The 16,949-nt window shown below is 69.7% G+C and carries 16 protein-coding genes; 10 read left to right on the top strand and 6 right to left on the bottom strand.

Annotated elements, in window-relative coordinates:
* Positions 1-46: 46 nt before the first annotated feature.
* Positions 47-814: an ABC transporter permease gene (locus tag AC3WRV_RS03130; protein WP_492312107.1), complete on the bottom strand. Its 768-nt coding sequence runs from the start codon at positions 812-814 to the stop codon at positions 47-49.
* Entirely contained in the window at positions 814-1,752 is a 939-nt protein-coding gene (locus AC3WRV_RS03125; RefSeq protein WP_291840014.1) for an ABC transporter ATP-binding protein, read from the bottom strand. Before AC3WRV_RS03125 ends, AC3WRV_RS03130 begins: the two co-directional genes overlap by 1 nt.
* Before the next feature lie 179 nt (positions 1,753-1,931).
* Here AC3WRV_RS03125 and AC3WRV_RS03120 point away from each other — a divergent pair, with 179 nt between their 5' ends.
* Genes AC3WRV_RS03120 through AC3WRV_RS03110 form a run of 3 tightly spaced genes read left to right on the top strand, consistent with a single transcriptional unit; the run spans position 1,932 to position 4,675 of the window.
* Complete coding sequence (locus tag AC3WRV_RS03120) at positions 1,932-2,741, top strand: DUF1206 domain-containing protein (RefSeq protein ID WP_492312106.1); 810 nt, start codon at positions 1,932-1,934, stop codon at positions 2,739-2,741.
* A gap of 51 nt (positions 2,742-2,792) precedes the next feature.
* A complete protein-coding gene (locus AC3WRV_RS03115; protein ID WP_492312105.1) occupies positions 2,793-3,338 on the top strand; it encodes a lipocalin family protein in 546 nt (181 codons plus the stop codon).
* 11 nt (positions 3,339-3,349) lie between these two features.
* On the top strand, positions 3,350-4,675 hold the full coding sequence (locus AC3WRV_RS03110) for a PQQ-dependent sugar dehydrogenase (protein WP_492312104.1): 1,326 nt from the start codon (positions 3,350-3,352) through the stop codon (positions 4,673-4,675).
* Positions 4,676-4,732: 57 nt separating this feature from the next.
* Here AC3WRV_RS03110 and AC3WRV_RS03105 read toward each other — a convergent pair whose 3' ends face one another.
* Complete coding sequence (locus tag AC3WRV_RS03105) at positions 4,733-5,275, bottom strand: hypothetical protein (protein ID WP_492312103.1); 543 nt, start codon at positions 5,273-5,275, stop codon at positions 4,733-4,735.
* A gap of 325 nt (positions 5,276-5,600) precedes the next feature.
* Here AC3WRV_RS03105 and AC3WRV_RS03100 point away from each other — a divergent pair, with 325 nt between their 5' ends.
* The 6 genes from AC3WRV_RS03100 (at position 5,601) to AC3WRV_RS03075 (ending at position 11,560) form a co-directional block, all read left to right on the top strand.
* Positions 5,601-7,400, top strand: a complete 1,800-nt coding sequence (locus AC3WRV_RS03100; protein WP_492312717.1) for a long-chain-acyl-CoA synthetase — start codon at positions 5,601-5,603, stop codon at positions 7,398-7,400.
* A gap of 81 nt (positions 7,401-7,481) precedes the next feature.
* Positions 7,482-8,348 (top strand): flagellar motor stator protein MotA, encoded by an 867-nt coding sequence (gene motA / locus AC3WRV_RS03095; protein WP_492312102.1) that lies wholly within the window; start codon positions 7,482-7,484, stop codon positions 8,346-8,348.
* A 133-nt stretch (positions 8,349-8,481) separates the two neighbouring features.
* The gene (locus tag AC3WRV_RS03090) at positions 8,482-8,772 is read left to right on the top strand and encodes a hypothetical protein (RefSeq protein ID WP_291840726.1); all 291 of its coding nucleotides are present in this window, start codon (positions 8,482-8,484) and stop codon (positions 8,770-8,772) included.
* A 143-nt stretch (positions 8,773-8,915) separates the two neighbouring features.
* Positions 8,916-9,203 carry a hypothetical protein gene (locus AC3WRV_RS03085; protein ID WP_492312101.1) on the top strand — a complete coding sequence of 96 codons (288 nt, stop codon included), beginning with the start codon at positions 8,916-8,918 and terminating at the stop codon, positions 9,201-9,203.
* 96 nt (positions 9,204-9,299) lie between these two features.
* Entirely contained in the window at positions 9,300-11,111 is a 1,812-nt protein-coding gene (gene mnmC2 / locus AC3WRV_RS03080) for a tRNA (5-methylaminomethyl-2-thiouridine)(34)-methyltransferase MnmC2 (protein ID WP_492312100.1), read from the top strand.
* A 32-nt stretch (positions 11,112-11,143) separates the two neighbouring features.
* Positions 11,144-11,560, top strand: coding sequence for a hypothetical protein (locus AC3WRV_RS03075; protein WP_492312099.1), 417 nt, complete (start codon positions 11,144-11,146; stop codon positions 11,558-11,560).
* A 3-nt stretch (positions 11,561-11,563) separates the two neighbouring features.
* Here the strand turns inward: AC3WRV_RS03075 and scpA are convergent, their stop codons facing one another.
* Together scpA and AC3WRV_RS03065 are read right to left on the bottom strand one after the other, a co-directional pair.
* Positions 11,564-13,702 (bottom strand): methylmalonyl-CoA mutase, encoded by a 2,139-nt coding sequence (gene scpA / locus AC3WRV_RS03070; RefSeq protein ID WP_492312098.1) that lies wholly within the window; start codon positions 13,700-13,702, stop codon positions 11,564-11,566.
* Positions 13,699-15,087, bottom strand: a complete 1,389-nt coding sequence (locus AC3WRV_RS03065; RefSeq protein ID WP_492312097.1) for a methylmalonyl-CoA mutase family protein — start codon at positions 15,085-15,087, stop codon at positions 13,699-13,701. The genes scpA and AC3WRV_RS03065 overlap by 4 nt, the downstream gene beginning before the upstream one ends.
* A gap of 232 nt (positions 15,088-15,319) precedes the next feature.
* Between AC3WRV_RS03065 and AC3WRV_RS03060 the strand changes: the two genes are divergently transcribed.
* Complete coding sequence (locus AC3WRV_RS03060; RefSeq protein WP_492312096.1) at positions 15,320-16,021, top strand: glutathione S-transferase N-terminal domain-containing protein; 702 nt, start codon at positions 15,320-15,322, stop codon at positions 16,019-16,021.
* 122 nt (positions 16,022-16,143) lie between these two features.
* Here AC3WRV_RS03060 and AC3WRV_RS03055 read toward each other — a convergent pair whose 3' ends face one another.
* Positions 16,144-16,842, bottom strand: a complete 699-nt coding sequence (locus AC3WRV_RS03055) for a pirin family protein (protein ID WP_492312095.1) — start codon at positions 16,840-16,842, stop codon at positions 16,144-16,146.
* Between the last annotated feature and the right edge of the window lie 107 nt (positions 16,843-16,949).

Genomic DNA, 16,949 nt, shown 5'->3' with positions numbered 1-16,949 from the left:
GACTGGCGACGAAGGTGGCCGCCGATCTGGCCGCTTTCGTGACGCTCTAGTTCTTCAGCCGGTAGCCGGTGCGGAACATCCAGCCGATGACGGCCAGGCAGCCGAAGAGGAAGGCCAGGGTCGCCGTCAGGCTGACGCCGATCCCCACGTCCCCCGACCCGTAGAAGGTCCAGCGGAAGCCCGAGATCAGGTAGACCACCGGGTTGAAGTGGGTGATCGTCCGCCACGGCTCGGGCAGCATGTGGATCGAGTAGAAGGACCCGCCGAGGAAGGTCAGCGGCGTCACCACCAGCATGGGGATGAACTGCAGCTGCTCGAAGCTCTGCGCCCAGATGCCGATGATGAAGCCGAACAGACTGAAGGTCGTCGAGATCAGGATCAGGAACAGCAGCATCTCGACCGGGTGCAGGATCTGCAGGGGCACGAAGAGGGCCGCAGTGGCCAGGATGATCAACCCCAGCACCGCCGACTTGGTCGCCGCCGCCCCGACATAGGCTAGGACGATCTCCAGAGGGCTGACGGGCGCCGAGAGCAGCTCGTAGATCGTGCCCGTGAATTTCGGGAAGTAGATGCCGAACGAGGCGTTGAAGATCGACTGAGTGAACAGGCTCAGCATGATCAGCCCGGGCACGATGAAGGCGCCGTAGGGCACGCCGTCGATCTCGGTCATCCGCGATCCGATCGCGGAGCCGAAGACGACGAAATACAGGGCCGTGGTGATGACCGGCGTCACGATGGACTGCCAGATGGTGCGCAGGGCGCGCGCCATCTCGAAGCGGTAGATCGCCCAGACGCCGTAACCGTTGAACGCCATCACGCCGCCTCAGACTTCGACTGGTGGACCAGGCCCACGAAAATATCCTCAAGCGAGCTCTGGCGCGTGCTCAGGTCCTTGAACCCGACGCCGATGTCGCTGAGCCGCCGCAGCAGGGACGGCACGCCGGTGCGTTCGGCGTTGGAGTCGAAGACGTACTCCAGCTCGGTCCCGTCCGACTTGAGCTCCAGGACCCATTCGGACAGCTCGGCGGGCAGGACCTCCAGCGGCTCCTGCAGCTGAAGGGTCAGGGTCTTGCGGCCCAGCTTCTTCATCAGGGTCGTCTTGTCCTCGACCAGGATCAGTTCGCCCTTCAGGATCACGCCCACCCGGTCGGCCATCTCCTCGGCCTCCTCGATGTAGTGGGTGGTCAGGATGATGGTCACGCCGCGCTCGCGCAGCTTGCGGACCATCTCCCACATGTCCTTGCGCAGTTCGACGTCGACGCCCGCCGTGGGCTCGTCGAGGAACAGGATGTCGGGCTCGTGGCTCAGGGCCTTGGCGATCATGACCCGGCGCTTCATGCCGCCGGACAGGGTCATGATCTTGGAGTCCTTCTTGTCCCACAGGCTGAGGTCGCGAAGGATCTGCTCGACGTAGGCCGGGTTCGGCGCCTTGCCGAACAGGCCGCGGCTGAAGGTCACCGTCGCCCATACGGTCTCGAACGCGTCCGTGGTCAGCTCCTGAGGCACCAGGCCGATGACGGTGCGCGCCTTGCGGTAGGCCTTCTGGGTATCGTGGCCGTCGGCCGTCACCGTGCCGCTGCTCGGCGTGACGATGCCGCAGACGATGGAGATCAGGGTGGTCTTGCCCGCCCCGTTCGGCCCCAGAAGGGCGAAGATCTCGCCCTTGGCGATCGTCAGATCGACGGGCTTGAGGGCTTGCAGCCCGGACTTATAGGTCTTGGTCAGACCCTGGATTGTGATTGCGGGCGGCATGGGGGTCCCTCTCCCTGGGGCCCGCAGATATGCGCCGCCCCCGTTCCGGACAAGGGCGCCGCGGCTCCAGCGGAGCCATATCTTTCGCGATGAGTTGGGCAGGGGTGTCTCGCCTCTCCTCCACGCTTCGCTCCGGCCTGCGCCGATTGACCCCTGCCCGCCGACGGAAGCGCGCGGTCGTGCTGAACGGCCTCGAGCTGATCGCCCGCATAGGCTACGGCGCGCGCGGGTTCGTCTATCTGTCCGGTGGAGCGCTGACCCTGCTGGCCATCCCCGGGCTGGTCGATGGCGCGGCCGGAACCCGCGGCGCCATCGGCTGGCTGGCCCAGCAGCCGCTCGGCCGGGCCTGGGTCCTGCTGCTGGGCCTCGGCCTGCTGGCCATTGTGGTCTGGCGGATGCTGCAGGCGATCTGGGACGCGGACAATGAGGGACATGACCAGCAGGGCCTGAGCACCCGCATGAGCCAGGGGTTCAGCGGCGTCGGCTACGCCCTGCTGGCCTGCAGCGCGTTCAGCCTTCTGTTCCACACCCCCGCCGATCCGGGCGCGGCCGAGATCGCCGCGGGCCATCGCGAGGCGGCGCGAATGCTATCGCTGCCGTTCGGCAATCTGCTTCTGGCGGGAATCGGTCTGTGCATCGCCGGGGTGGGGATCGCCAACATCGTCAGAGCGTGGCGTGACGACTTCGCCGCCTACCTGTCCTGTTCGGTCGAGCTTTGCCGCCGGGTCGTTCCGCTGGCGCGCGCCGGCTACATGGCGCGCGGGATCGCGTGGCTGCCGCTGGCGGCCTTGATCTTCCTCGCCGGGGTTCGGTCGCGGGCCTCGGACGTGACAAGCTTCGACGCCGCGCTGGACGCCCTGGGTCGTCAGCCGGGCGGCGCGGCTTTGCTGGCCGCGGCCGCGCTGGGCTTCATCGGCTTCGGACTGTTCTCCTTCATCGAGGCCCGCTTCCGCCGCATCCGGCCACCGCGCGAGATCGTACCAGTCTGAGGCCGCGGAACTCCCTTCCCGGCCGGGTATTCACGATCCGGAGATCGCCTCATGACCCCGCGCGTCCTCGCCGCCGTCGCCCTGATGGGCGCCCTGTCCGCCTGTGTCACCGCGCCCTCGCCGTCCGAATACCGCGCCCCTCAACCCGCCCGCGCCGTAGACGCCGACCGTCTGTGGTCCGGCCGCTGGATCGAGGTCGCCCGCCTGCCCGACCGACTGACCGACGGCTGCGTCGCCGGCGCATCCAACTATGTCCTCGTCTCGGCGACGCGGGTCGACGTGCGCGACACCTGCGAACAGGGCCAGCCGGGCGGACGCGAGAAGTCCATCGGCGGGCGCGGCGAGATTCTTGACCCGGGGACGAACACGAAGCTTCGGGTGCGCTACCTCGGCGGGTTCGTGACCTGGGACTACTGGGTGCTGGACCACGACGAGGCCTACACCTGGTTCATCTCGGCCGACCCGACCTTCGAGCGGTTGTTCATCTACACCCGTGAAATCCCGAGCCCTGCCCAGCGCGAACGACTGACCGAACGCGCCCGCGCTTTGGGCTATGATGTCAGCCGCCTCGAGTTTCCCGCCCAGCCTACCCCTTGAAGGACCCGCCCATGCGTGTCTCGGCCCTCGCCCTCTCTTCTCTCTTCGCCCTCACGCTCGCCGCCTGCGGCACGGAATCGACGCTGGATCCCGCCGCCGGCTACGGCGCTGACCCGGTGCTGCCCGCGCCCCGCCACACCCTGCTTCCGACGGTCAATATCGCCGACGCCGCCGGTTGGCCGCAGGGCCGGACCCCGGTCGCGGCCCCGGGCTTCCGGGTGCAGGCCTTCGCCGCCGGTCTGACCCATCCGCGCTGGCTCTACCGTCTGCCCAACGGCGACATCCTGGTGGCCGAAACCAATGCGCCGCCCAAGCCCGAAGGGCTGGACGACGGCGCCGGGGGCGGTTTCCGCGCCTGGGCGCAGGGGCTGGTGATGAAGAGGGCCGGCGCGCGCACGCCCAGCCCCGACCGCATCACCCTGCTGCGCGACACCGACGGCGACGGCGTGGCCGAGACCCGGTCGGTCCTGCTCGAGAACCTGATGTCGCCCTTCGGCATGGCCCTGGTCGGGAACACCCTCTACGTCGCCAACGCCGACGCCGTGGTGGCCTTCCCCTACCAGACCGGCCAGACGCGGATCGAGGCCGAACCGCGCAAGATCGCCGACCTGCCCGCAGGCCGGAACCACCACTGGACCAAGAGCCTGGTCGCCAGCGCCGATGGATCGCGCCTCTATGTCGGGGTCGGGTCGAACTCCAACATCGGCGAGAACGGGATGGCCGAGGAAACCGACCGCGCCGCCATCCTGGAGATCAATCCGGCGACCGGCGCGCGGCGGGTCTACGCCTCGGGCCTGCGTAACCCGGTGGGACTGGCGTGGCAGCCCGACAGCGGCCGGCTGTGGGTGTCGGTCAATGAGCGCGACGAGCTCGGCAACGACCTGGTCCCCGACTACATGACCTCGGTCACGCCCGGCGGCTTCTACGGCTGGCCGTTCAGCTACTACGGCCAGACCGTCGACGAACGGGTCGAGCCCCAGGATCCCGCCCTCGTCGCCCGCGCATTGCGGCCGGACTACGCGCTAGGCGCCCATACCGCCTCGCTGGGCCTGACCTTCGGCGAGGGGACGCTGTTCCCGGTCCGCTATCGCGGCGGAGCCTTCGTCGGTCAGCACGGGTCGTGGAACCGCAAGCCGCGCAACGGCTACCGCGTGCTGTTCGTCCCCTTCGTCAACGGCGTGCCGTCCGGCCCGCCCGAGGACATCCTGACCGGCTTCATCAGCGCCCAGGACACGGCCATGGGCCGCCCGGTCGGGGTGCAGTTCGACCGCACCGGCGCCCTGCTGGTCGCCGACGACGTGGGCGACGTCATCTGGCGCGTGTCGCCCACCGCCTGACAGGCGAAGGCCCCGGCGGATCGCTCCACCGGGGCCTTGCAAGGGTCTACGCCGGGATCAGTTCAGCGGTTCGACCACGATGACTGGCGGGGGCGCGGCCGGGGCCGGGGCCGGCGTCACGGTCGGCGCCGGGGCGGCCGGAGCGCTGTTCAGCGTCGAGGTCACCGGCGACGGCGCGGGCGCGGCGACGCTCGGAGCGGGAGTGGGGGCCGGCGTCTCGGCGCGCGGCGCGGCGCGGCGGACCACGGGAGCTTCACGGCGAACCGGGGCTGGGGCGGCCTGACGCGCCACCGGCTCGGGCGTGGCGTCGACCGGAGCGGGCTCAGCGGCCAGCGGCGCGATCGGCGGAGCCGGAGTGATCGGCAGGACCGGGGCGGTCGCCGCCGCTTCGGCCAGCGGAGCCTCGGCGACGTCGCCGCCGCCGTTCATCAGCATCATGGCCGCGGCGCCGCCGATCACCAGAACCCCGATCGGGGCCAGGATCATCCAGGTGCGCATGCCGCCCTTGCGGCGAAGCTGGGCCTTGGTGCGTGCATAGACGGGGACGAAGGTCTCTTCACCAACGACGTCGGCGCGGTCTTGGGGATAGGTAACGGACATCTCTGTTCCTCCTTGAGCGTGGGTTTCCAACCGCCCCGGAAGAGCGCGGTTCCGCGAACAGGTTGAATGTCCTGAAGAAACACCTTTGCTGACACATGTGGGGCGGCAAGCGCCCCGTTTGACGGCCGTCATCCGGCCGGATGAGGCGACAAGAGGGTCCTGAAGTGACGCTGCGTCACCGCCGCTTCGGCGCCACGCCCCACGGCAAACTGGTCCGCAAGCCGTTCGCAACCGGCCAAAAACGACGCGACGATTCTCCCACCGGTTGACCCGGGAGACCGGCTTGTTCATCACCAGAGAGGGCATCTGGCGAGTGGACGTGGCTATGGGTTTGGTGGCGAACATCCGGCGAGACATTCGGTTCGTGAAGGGCCTTCGCCGCCTGCTCGGCCGCATCAAGCCGATCACCATGGACAGCGTCGATCTGGTCTGTGACGACTGGGAAGAGGCCGTCGACAAGTTTTCCGACCACATCGCCATCCAGGACGACCGCCGCTCGATCTCCTATCGGGACCTGGACGCCATGGCGAACCGGTTCGGCCACTGGGCGGTCAGCCGCCGCCTGAAGCGGGGCGACACGGTCGCCCTGGTGATGCTGAACCGGGCCGAATACATCGCCGCCTGGATCGGCTTCTCCAAGGTCGGGGTCGGCACGGCGCTGATCAACACCAACCTGACCGGCCACGCCCTGGCCCACTGCCTGACCATCTCCAACGCCTCGCAGGTCGTCACCGACGAGGATTGCTGGCGCAAGGTCGAGGACGCCCGCCCGCTGGTCGACCGTAACCTGATGCTCTGGGTGCTGGGCCTGTCCGACACGGATGAAGCCGATGAGCGCCGCGGCCTGGACAAGCCGGTGCGCAGCGGCTCCTCGGTGCGGCCCGCCCGCTCGATCCGCTCGGGCCTGACCAACCGCGACACGGCGCTGTACATCTACACCTCGGGCACGACCGGCCTGCCCAAGGCGGCCAAGATCACCCACGCTCGCGCCCGCACCTATATGCGCGCCTTCGCCGGAGCCACCGCGGGAACCGAGAAGGACGTCACGTTCAACGTCCTGCCCCTGTACCACTCGACCGGCGGCCTGGTCGGCATCGGCCCCGCCCTGCTGAACGGCGGCCGCCTGGTCCTGCGCAAGCGCTTCTCGGCCACCAATTTCTGGCCGGACGTGAAGGCCTCGGGCGCGACCCTGTTCGTCTATATCGGCGAGCTGTGCCGCTATCTGATCAACTGCCCGGAGAACCCCGACGAGCGCGCCCACAAGCTGCGCCTCGCCTTCGGCAACGGCCTGCGCCCCGATGTCTGGGAAGACTTCCAGAAGCGCTTCGCCGTGCCCGAGATCCTCGAGTTCTACGGTTCGACCGAGGGCAACGTCTCGCTGTTCAACTTCGACGGCAAGGCGGGCGCCATCGGCCGCGTTCCGGGCTTCCTGAAGAAGCAGATCAACTGTCGGCTGGTCCGTTTCGACATCGACACCGAACTGCCCGTGCGGGGTCCGGACGGCCTGTGCCAGCTGGCCAAACCGGGCGAGGTCGGCGAGGCCCTGGGCCAGATCGGCGACGACACCCGCCACGCCTTCTCCGGCTATGCCGACAAGGCGGCGTCGGAGAAGAAGATCCTGCGCGACGTGTTCGCCAAGGGCGACCGCTGGTTCCGCACCGGCGATCTGATGAGGCAGGACTCGGACGGCTACATCTATTTCATCGACCGGATCGGCGACACCTACCGCTGGAAGGGTGAGAACGTCTCGACCGCCGAGGTCGAACAGCGGCTGGCCGACGCGCCGGGCGTCAAGGAGGTCGTGGCCTACGGCGTTCCGGTGCCGGGCCAGGAAGGCAAGGCCGGCATGGTCGCCCTGGTGATCGACGGCCGCTTCTCGGCCAAGGTCTTCGCCGAATGGGTGGATCAGGAACTGCCGTCCTACGCCCGCCCCGCCTTCATCCGCCTGATCAAGTCGGCCGAGACGACCGGGACCTTCAAATACCGCAAGGTCGACCTGGTCGCCGACGGCTTCGATCCGGACAAGGTGGACGGCGCCCTCTACGTCCGCGGCGGCAAGAACGGCTACGCCAAGCTGACCGAAGCGGCCCGCGCCGCGATCCTGTCCGGCGAAACGCGTCTCTGATATCCGCGGAATCGCAACCGCAGATTAATCATTAACGGCGATGGTCGGGCTCTCGCGCGCGTTGGGGCTCCCCGTCTTCTCATGTTCCAGATTATCGGCATTGTGCTGCTGTTCGCCCTCGTGTTCGGCAGCTACGCCATCTCGGGCGGCAAGTTCGAGGTGATCCTGCACGCCGCGCCTCACGAGTTGATGGCGATCGGCGGCGCGGGCATCGCCGCCTTCCTGATCTCCAACAGCGTGCCGGTGCTGAAGTCCTCGCTCAGCGGCCTGGGCAAGGCCTTCGCGGGGCCCAAATGGAAGAAGCAGGACTACAAGGACCTGCTGTCGCTGCTGTTCCAGCTGACCAAGACGATGAAGTCCAAGGGCGTCATCGCCCTGGAAAGCCACATCGAGAAGCCGGCCGAGAGCACCATCTTCCAGAAATACCCCAAGGTGCTGAAGGACCACTTCGCCACGGACTTCATCTGCGACACCCTGCGGATGATGACGATGAACCTGGAGGATCCTCACCAGATCGAGGACGCCATGGAGAAGCAGCTCGAGAAGCACCACCACGAGGCGTCAGGCGCCCCGGGCGCGCTGCAGAACCTCGCCGACGCCCTTCCGGCGCTGGGCATCGTCGCGGCCGTGCTGGGCGTCATCAAGACCATGGGCTCGATCACCGAGCCGCCGGAAATCCTGGGCGGCATGATCGGCGGCGCCCTGGTCGGCACCTTCATGGGCGTGTTCCTGGCCTATGGCCTGGTCGGCCCCCTGGCCGCGCGCCTGAAGGCGATCGTCGACGAGGAAGGCGCCTACTACAAGATCATCCAGTCGGTGCTGGTCGCCCACCTGCACGGCAATGCGGCCCAGATCTCCGTCGAGATCGGTCGCGGCGACATCCCCTCGTCGGCCCAGCCGTCCTTCGCCGAGATGGAAGAGACCCTGTCGGCCGCCCCGGCCGTCTAGCCTCACGCCGTCTTCACGGACGCTCAACGCTGATCACGGTTCCGGGAACGCCCCGGCCGTTCGCCGGTTGTCTGGCCGACGGATCGTGAAAGCGACCGCTCCAGGCGTCGCTGCGACCGTTGGAGGATCTCCCATGAGAGCGATCGCCCTCGCCTTGGCGACGACCGGCGCCCTGGTTCTGGCGGCCTGTTCGAGCCAGGATGACGCAAAGAACAATGCAGCCGCGGATGCAGGCGCAGACGCCGCCGCGACCGCGCCGACCACCGGAACGCCCGCACCCTCGGACACCGCCACGCCGCCGCCGGTCGATCCCGCCGCGCCGACGTCCCACGATCCGGCCGGCGCGCCGCAAACCCCGCCGACCCTGCCGGTGGAGCCCGGCACGACGCCGTCCACCCCGGCCACGCAACCGCCCGCCCCATAGGACCGGCGCGGAAAGCTGACGCTTCCGTATGTTACACCCGTTCACGAAGCCGTGAGATTTTTACTTGCGCTTCGTCTCGCCTTCCCGTTAGCTCCGGGGTGCGAGGACTCATGATCTCGTGAACCTTCTGAAGGATGAAACCCATGCGCATCACTGCTCTGATCGCCGCCTCGGCCGCCGCTCTGGCCCTGGCCGCCTGCCAACCGGCCGCCGAAGAAAAGGCCGCTGACGCCTCGGCCGACGCCGCTGCCGCCGCCGACACCGCCACGGACGCCGCCGCGACCGCCGACCAAGCCGCCGCTGACGCGACCGCCGCCGCCGGCGACGCGTCCGCCGCCGCCGCCACCGCGGCTGCTCCGGCCGCTGACGGCGCGATGGCTCCGGCCGCCGCCCCGGCCGCTCCGGCCGCTGCTCCGGCTGCCGCTCACTAAGAGCCTTCGAACACGGCCTTCGGGCCTGGTTCGAGAGAAGGGTCGCCCTCACGGGCGGCCCTTTTTCGTTGCCGCCCGCCCGTGTAGGTCGGAGCCATGACCGATGACCGCTCGCCCCGTCTGCTCTGGACCGAAGACGGCGCGCCCCAATCGGGCCGGTTCGGAGACGTCTACTTCTCCCGCGAGGACGGCCTGGCCGAGACCCGTGCGGTCTTTCTGGCGGGCTGCGGCCTGCCCGAGGCGTGGACCGGGCGGCGGCGCTTCACCGTGGCCGAGCTGGGCTTCGGCACCGGGCTGAACATCGCCGCCCTGCTGGACCTTTGGCGGCGCGAGGGCCCGGCGGAGGGCCGGCTGCACATCGTCTCGGTCGAGGGCTTTCCCCTGACCCGCGACGAAGCCGCGCGCGCCCTGTCGGCCTGGCCCGAGATCGCCGAGGCCGCCGAGGCCCTGCTGGCCGCCTGGCCCGCCCCGACGCCGGGCCTGCACCGGTTGGATCTCCCCGACTTCAACGCCACCCTCGATCTGGCGGTCGGCGAGGTGGAGGACGCCCTGACCCAATGGTCCGGCGCGGCGGACGCCTGGTTCCTGGACGGCTTCGCCCCCTCGACCAATCCCGGCATGTGGTCGGATGCGGTGATGGACCTGATCGCCGCCCGATCGGCCCCCGGCGCACGCGTGGCCACCTTCACCGTGGCCGGCGCGGTCCGGCGCGGCCTGACCGAGCGGGGCTTCGCCGTCGAGAAGCGGCCCGGCCACGGCCGCAAGCGCGAGCGGCTGGAGGCCCGGCTGCCGGGCGGCGTTCTCGACCCCGCCCCGCCCCGCGTCGCCGTCATCGGCGCCGGCGTCGCGGGCGCGGCCATGGCCCGCGCCTTCGCCGCCCTGGGGCTGCGCCCGGCCGTGATCGAGGCCGAAGCGCCGGGCGCGGGCGCGTCGGGCTTCGCGGCGGCCCTGGTCACGCCGCGCCTGGACGCGGGCGACCGCGGCATCGCCGCCCTCTACGCCGGCGCCCTCGAGCGGGCCGCGCGCCTCTACGCCGCCACGCCCGGCGCGGTGCTGAGCCGGGGCGTGCTGCAGCTGGAACAGGCCCCGCGCGACGCGGGCCGACACGCCAAGGTCGCCGCGCAGGACCTGTGGCCCGAGCAGGCCATGGTCCCGCTGGACGCCGCCGCCTGCACCGCCCGTCTGGGAGAGCCGGTCCAGACCGGCGGCCTGTGGATGCGGGACGCCATGGCCGTCCAGCCCGCCGCCGTGCTGGCCGCCTGGCTGGCTGGCGCGGACCGGATCGTCGGCGCCGTCGCCGGGATCGAGCCAGGCGCTGAGAGCGGCTGGCGGATCACCGCCGCCGACGGGGCGACCCTCATGGAGGCGGACATCGTGGTTCTGACCGCCGGATGGGGATGCGCGGCCCTGACCCCCGACCCTGCGCTGGCGCCCGTGGCCGGGCAGGCGGAGATGGTCGAGGGCGTGGACGGTGGACCGGTCGCCTGGGGCGGCTATGCGGTTCCGACCGGCGCCGGCCTGCTGTTCGGCGCCACCCACGACCGGGGCGTGACCGATCCCGAGCCCTCGGAGGAGGCCCGTCTTCGCAACCGGACGGCCGTGGCGGCGCGCCTGCCCGGGCTGGCGGCGCGGATCGAGGCGGCGGGGCCGGCGCGGTCCCGTGTCGCGGTGCGCGCCACGACGCCTGACCGGCTGCCGCTGGCCGGCGCTCTGGCGGAGGGGCTCTACATCCTCGGCGGCCTGGGCTCGCGCGGCTTCTGCGCCGCGCCCCTGCTGGCCGAGCATGTGGCGGCCTTGGCGACCGGCGCCCCGTCGCCGCTGGCGCGCGATCTGGCGATCCGGGTCACGCCGTCGCGCCTTTCCGGCGCAAAGGGACTTGCGAAACCCGACGTATCGTTCGACGGTTGAGCTTGTCGGGGGCCGACATGAGGAAGCTTTCCATGCGCACGCCCGTCCTGACCTGTCTGGGTCTTTCCGCCGCCGCCCTGATGACCGTCTCCTGCGCGCCGACCGCCACCACCGGGGACCGCGCCGAAGCGCCTCTGGCGCGACAGTGTTTCAACGTCCAGCAGGTGAGCAATTTCCGGCAGGGCCGCATGGACCAGGTATTCCTGCGGGTGGGCCGCAGCGACGTCTATGAGATGACCGGCGCCGCCTGCCGCGACCTGGACTTCGCCAACCGGATGGCCATCGTGCCGGACGCGGGCGGCGTCGCCGGATCGCGGCTGTGCACCGGCGACTGGGCCCGCGTGGTCGTGCCGGGGTCGGCCAATCCGACCGAGGTCTGCCGAGTCCGCCTGACCCGCAGACTCTCCGATGCAGAGGTCGAAGCCCTGCCCGCCGCCTACAAGCCTTAGGTCCTAGGCCTTCTGGGCGTAGCCGAGGCGCTGGTTCAGCTTCTCGATCAGATCGATGGCCGTGTCCGCGATGACCGAGCCGGGCGGATAGACGGCGGCCGCGCCGCTTTCGAGCAGCGGCTGCACGTCTGACGGCGGGATCACCCCGCCCACGACGATCATGATGTCGGACCGGCCCAGCTTCTCCAGCTCGGCCTTCAGCTCGGGCACCAGCGTCAGGTGGCCGGCGGCCAGGGAGGAGGCGCCGACCGCGTGGACGTTGCGCTCCACCGCCTCCCTGGCCGCCTCGGCCGGGGTCTGGAACAGGGAGCCGGCGGTGACGTCGACGCCCAGGTCGCCATAGGCGGTGGCGACCACCTTCTGACCCCGGTCGTGGCCGTCCTGACCCAGTTTGGCGATCAGGATGCGCGGCGGACCGCCGTCGTTCTCGATGAAGGCGGCGACCATGTCGCGGGCGCGGCTGATCTTCGGGTCGTCGCCGGCTTCCTTGGCATAGACGCCGGAGACGGTCTTCACGGTGGCGATGTGGCGGCCGAAGGCGGCCTCCAGCGCGTCCGAGATCTCGCCCACCGTGGCCTTGGCCCGGGCGGCCTCGACGGCCAGCTGGAGAAGGTTTTCCGTCCCGTGCGCGCCCCGGGTCAGGGCGCCCAGCGCGGCCTCGGTCGCCGCCTCGTCGCGTTCGGCGCGCAGGCGTTTGAGCTTGTCGATCTGCGCGGCCAGCACGGCGGCGTTGTCGACCTTCAGCATCGGGATGTCGTCGGGCGTGTCGTTGAAATAGCTGTTCACCCCGACCACCGTCTGCTGGCCGGTGTCGATGCGGGCCTGGGTCTTGGCCGCCGATTCCTCGATGCGCAGCTTGGGGATGCCGGCCTCGATGGCCTTGGCCATGCCGCCCAGCGCCTCGACCTCGGCCATGTGGGCGCGGGCGCGCTCGGCCAGTTCGTGGGTCAGGCGCTCGACGTAGAAGCTGCCGCCCCACGGGTCGATGACCTTGGTCAGGCCCGTCTCCATCTGCAGCAGGATCTGGGTGTTGCGCGCGATCCGGGCCGAGAAGTCGGTCGGCAGGGCCAGGGCCTCGTCCAGGGCGTTGGTGTGCAGGGACTGGGTCTGGCCGCCCGCGGCGGCCATGGCCTCGACCATGGTGCGCGAGACGTTGTTGAACACGTCCTGGGCCGCGAGGCTCCAGCCCGAGGTCTGGCAGTGGGCGCGCAGGGACAGGGAGCGGGCATCCTTGGCCCCGAACTTCGCCACCGCCTCGGCCCACAGCAGGCGGCCGGCCCGCATCTTGGCCACCTCCATGAAATAGTTCATCCCGATGGCCCAGAAGAAGGACAGGCGCGGCGCGAACCGGTCCACGTCCATGCCCGCCTCGACCCCGGCCTTCAGGTATTCGATGCCGTCGGCGAGGGTGTAGGCCAGCTCCAGGTCCGCCGAGGCCCCGGCCTCCTGCATGTGGTAACCGCTGATCGAGATGGAGTTGAACTTGGGCGCATGCTCGGCCGTCCAGGCGAAGATGTCGGCGATGATCCGCATGCTGGGCGTCGGCGGGTAGATGTAGGTGTTGCGGACCATGAACTCCTTGAGGATGTCGTTCTGGATGGTCCCGGTCAGGGCGCTGTGGGCGACGCCCTGCTCTTCCGCCGCCACGATATAGAGAGCCAGCACCGGCAGCACCGCGCCGTTCATGGTCATGGAGACCGACATCTGGTCCAGCGGGATACCGTCGAACAGGGTGCGCATGTCGTAGATGCTGTCGATGGCCACGCCGGCCATACCGACGTCGCCCTTCACCCGCGGGTGGTCCGAATCGTAGCCCCGGTGGGTGGCCAGGTCGAAAGCGATGCTGAGGCCCTTCTGACCGGCGGCGAGGTTGCGGCGGTAGAAGGCGTTGGACTCCTCCGCCGTCGAGAAGCCGGCGTACTGGCGGATGGTCCAGGGATTGCCCGCGTACATCGTCGGATAGGGGCCGCGGTGATAGGGGGCGATGCCCGGCAGGCCGTGGATGAAGTCCAGCCCGTCCAGAGCCGAGGCGTCGTACGACGTCGCGACGGTCAGGCCTTCGGGCGTCTTCCACGGGGCGCGATCCGGGCCGGTTCCAGTCGGCGACAGGTCGAGCGGCAGGGTGGAAAATTTCGGGCTCATCGGGCGGCCTCCCCGGCTTCAAAGGACGCGGCGAGGCGGAAGGGGGTCAGGGGCGTGCAGGCGTCGCCGCCGCCCGCGGGAGACCCGCCGGGGTCCGCGTCGAAGGTGGTCGGGCGCGGGTCGGGGTCCACGAATTTCGTGACGCCGACGATCTGTTTCGATCCGTTGGACAGGGCGCGTTCAAGCACCTCGCGGGCGCGGGCGACGCGGGACTGGATCAGGTCGCCGCGCAGGGCCTCGACCAGGCCGCCCTCGGCCTCGATGACCTGGAACTCGGCCCAGCCGGCCTCGGCCAGTTCGCGGGTGCGGTGATCCAGATACCAGCTGCCCGCCGCCGGATCGTCGACCCGGCCCAGGCTGGCCTCTTCCATCAGCACTAGCTGGGTGTTGCGGGCTTGGCGCCGGGCGAAGGCGTCGGCCCGGCCCTCGGCGCGGACGAAGCCGTCCAGCACCACCGCATCGGCCCCGCCGACCGCGCCGGCGAACCCGGCCGCCGTCAGCCTGAGCAGGTTGGGCCACGGGTCGCGCGCCGAAAGCATGCGCCGCGACGAGCGGGCCTCGATCAGCGCCGGGACCTCGTGCCTGTAGGCCTTCGAGATCGAACGCCACATCAGGCGCAGGGCCCGGACCTTGGCCAGGCCGTCGAAATACTCCTGATCCACGGCGACGGAGAGCACCACGCCCCTGAGCGCGGCCTCGACCGGCATCCCGGCCTCGACGGCGGCGTTGATCAGGGCCACGGCGTTGGCGGCGGCGAAGGCCAGCTCCTGGGCGATGGAACCGCCGGCCTCATGCGCCACCCGGCCCGAGGCCATGAAGAAGGTCGCGTCGGGATAGGCGCCGGCATGCCGCGCCGCCGTGTTGGCGGCCAGGGTCAGGTGTTCGGTGATCGGGCGCGGCGCGGCGCCGGCCTCCGCGAAGGCCGAGACCGGATCCATGTGGAACATCAGCCGGGCGCGCGGCGACCCCTTCGCCGCAACGGCCAGGGCGTTGGCCGCGTCCGGGCCCTCCAGCCCGGCGTCCAGGCCGACAGCCGCCAGTTCCAGCGCCACCCCGTCCAGAGCCCGGCCCAGCGGCTCGCTGTCGGCCAGCACGGCGCCCTTGAGCACCACCGAGGCGGCCCCGCCCTGCAGGTCGGCCAGCATCGCCGCGTTCACCGCCGCCGGATCATCGCCCTCGACCAGGGCGCGCAGGTCCCAGGCCCGGCCCTCGGCGTCCGACGGACGCGGGGCGAACACCGTCTCTACCCCGGTGGCTCCGGCGTAGAGCGGGCGCACCACCAGATTGTCCGCGTCCATATGGACGAGACTTTCCAAGGGCTTATCCTTCAACGCCTTCTCGGCGAGCGTCTTCCATTCGGCGGGGGACGGCGTGGGAAAGGTCATGGCGTCTCCATTGCCCCCACGGACGCTCCGGGTCCAGAGAGCGAACGATCCGGACTCCGCGAAAACACCGTCCGATGCGTCCGATGCGTTCGGATCGTCCGGATGGTCGAGCAGGCGTTGAGGTCATGGTAGGCTCACCATGCGTCAAGTTCGGACGCATCAATCCGCTGCTGACACGGTTGCGATTGAAGCGGGCCGCCCTACATCCTGCCGGAGCTTCACAGGACCCCACATGGCCGACCTTTCCGCCTTCCCGATCACGCAACGCTGGCCCGCCCAGCATCCCGAGCGACTGCAGCTGTATTCGCTGAACACCCCCAACGGGGTGAAGGTCTCCATCATGCTGGAGGAGATCGGCCTGCCCTATGAGGCGCATCTGGTCGACATCACCAAGAACGAGACCTGGGGCCCGGAATTCCTGTCGCTGAACCCCAACGGCAAGATCCCGGCCATCATCGATCCGGACGGTCCGGGCGGGAAGCCGCTGGCTCTGTTCGAGTCGGGCGCCATCCTGGTCTATCTGGCCGAGAAGACCGGCAAGCTGATCCCGAGCGATCCGGCCCTGCGCTACGAGACCCTGCAGTGGGTCATGTTCCAGATGGCCGCCATCGGGCCGATGTTCGGCCAGGTCGGCTTCTTCAACAAATTCGCGGGCAAGGCCTTCGAGGACAAGCGTCCGCTGGAGCGTTACGTCGGCGAGGCGAAGCGCCTGCTGGGCGTCCTGGACACCCGGCTTGAGGGCCGTGACTGGATCATGGGCGACTATTCGATCGCCGATGTCGCCACCCTGGGCTGGGTGCGCAATCTGATCGGCTTCTACGAGGCCCGCGATCTGGTCGGCTTCGACGACCTGAAGAACGTGCCGGCGTGGCTGGAGCGCGGCCTGGCCCGTCCGGCGGTGCAGCGCGGGCTGGAGATTCCGGCGCGGGGATGAACGGATTTGTGAATGAAAAAGGGGGACGGCCGAGAGGTCGTCCCCCTTTCTCTTGAAGGCTGCGGGCCCGCGGCGTCGGGGGGGGGGCAGACAGGGACCGCGGACCCGCTCCGGTCGAGGGCTTACGCCGCGTCGACCAGGACCAGTTCGGTGTCGGACAGGGCCTTCACCGTAACCGTTTCGACCTCGGCGATGGCCACGCCGTCACGGGCGTTGGCGCGCACGCCGTTGACCTCGATCTCGCCGACCGCCGGGACCAGATAGCCGCGACGGGCGGCGCCCAGCGGATACTCGGCGGTCTCGCCGGCCTTCAGGGTCGCCGCAACGATGCGGGCGTCTGTGCGGATCGGCAGGGCGTCGCCGTCGCCTTCAAAACCCGAAGCGAGGACCACGAACTGGCCGGCGCGGTCGCCCTTGGGGAAGGGCCGCGAGCCCCAGGCCGGCTGCTCGCCGCGGCGGGTCGGCTCGATCCAGATCTGGAAGATCCGGGTCAGGTCCGGCTCGGCGTTGTATTCGGCGTGGCGAATGCCCGTGCCCGCGCTCATCACCTGGACGTCGCCGGCCTCGGTGCGGCCCTTGTTGCCCAGACTGTCCTCGTGGGTGATGGCCCCTTCGCGGACATAGGTGATGATCTCCATGTCCGAGTGCGGATGGGGCGGGAAGCCCGTGCCGGCGGCGATCTCGTCGTCGTTCCAGACACGCAGATTACCCCAGCTCATCCGCTTGGGATCATAGTAGTTGGCGAACGAGAAATGGTGTTTGGCGTTGAGCCAGCCGTGGTTCGCGCCACCCAGGCTGTCGAACGGTCTCAGCTCGATCATGGTCTTGTCTCCGCGCCCCGCCGTCGGGGCCGCTGTTGCTTGACGACAAGATAGCGATCGGCTTCGGATCCAAAATAGAAACAGCTGAAACTCATCGTTTCGCGGAG

The sequence above is a fragment of the Brevundimonas sp. EU05-FHT14B11 genome, assembly GCF_058790835.1.
The sequence above is the reverse complement of the archived record's forward strand: the minus strand, read 5'-3'. Positions and strand labels throughout refer to the sequence as shown.

What these genes read in the sequence shown, in the direction of transcription:
- AC3WRV_RS03125 (WP_291840014.1), bottom strand. Translation starts at nt 1,752, where the DNA reads ATGCCGCCCGCAATCACAATCCAGGGTCTGACCAAGACCTATAAGTCC.
- AC3WRV_RS03110 (WP_492312104.1), top strand. Translation starts at nt 3,350, where the DNA reads ATGCGTGTCTCGGCCCTCGCCCTCTCTTCTCTCTTCGCCCTCACGCTC.
- AC3WRV_RS03060 (WP_492312096.1), top strand. Translation starts at nt 15,320, where the DNA reads ATGGCCGACCTTTCCGCCTTCCCGATCACGCAACGCTGGCCCGCCCAG.
- AC3WRV_RS03100 (WP_492312717.1), top strand. Translation starts at nt 5,601, where the DNA reads ATGGGTTTGGTGGCGAACATCCGGCGAGACATTCGGTTCGTGAAGGGC.
- AC3WRV_RS03055 (WP_492312095.1), bottom strand. Translation starts at nt 16,842, where the DNA reads ATGATCGAGCTGAGACCGTTCGACAGCCTGGGTGGCGCGAACCACGGC.
- mnmC2 (WP_492312100.1), top strand. Translation starts at nt 9,300, where the DNA reads ATGACCGATGACCGCTCGCCCCGTCTGCTCTGGACCGAAGACGGCGCG.
- AC3WRV_RS03130 (WP_492312107.1), bottom strand. Translation starts at nt 814, where the DNA reads ATGGCGTTCAACGGTTACGGCGTCTGGGCGATCTACCGCTTCGAGATG.
- motA (WP_492312102.1), top strand. Translation starts at nt 7,482, where the DNA reads ATGTTCCAGATTATCGGCATTGTGCTGCTGTTCGCCCTCGTGTTCGGC.
- AC3WRV_RS03115 (WP_492312105.1), top strand. Translation starts at nt 2,793, where the DNA reads ATGACCCCGCGCGTCCTCGCCGCCGTCGCCCTGATGGGCGCCCTGTCC.
- AC3WRV_RS03090 (WP_291840726.1), top strand. Translation starts at nt 8,482, where the DNA reads ATGAGAGCGATCGCCCTCGCCTTGGCGACGACCGGCGCCCTGGTTCTG.
- AC3WRV_RS03075 (WP_492312099.1), top strand. Translation starts at nt 11,144, where the DNA reads ATGCGCACGCCCGTCCTGACCTGTCTGGGTCTTTCCGCCGCCGCCCTG.
- AC3WRV_RS03065 (WP_492312097.1), bottom strand. Translation starts at nt 15,087, where the DNA reads ATGACCTTTCCCACGCCGTCCCCCGCCGAATGGAAGACGCTCGCCGAG.
- AC3WRV_RS03105 (WP_492312103.1), bottom strand. Translation starts at nt 5,275, where the DNA reads ATGTCCGTTACCTATCCCCAAGACCGCGCCGACGTCGTTGGTGAAGAG.
- AC3WRV_RS03085 (WP_492312101.1), top strand. Translation starts at nt 8,916, where the DNA reads ATGCGCATCACTGCTCTGATCGCCGCCTCGGCCGCCGCTCTGGCCCTG.
- scpA (WP_492312098.1), bottom strand. Translation starts at nt 13,702, where the DNA reads ATGAGCCCGAAATTTTCCACCCTGCCGCTCGACCTGTCGCCGACTGGA.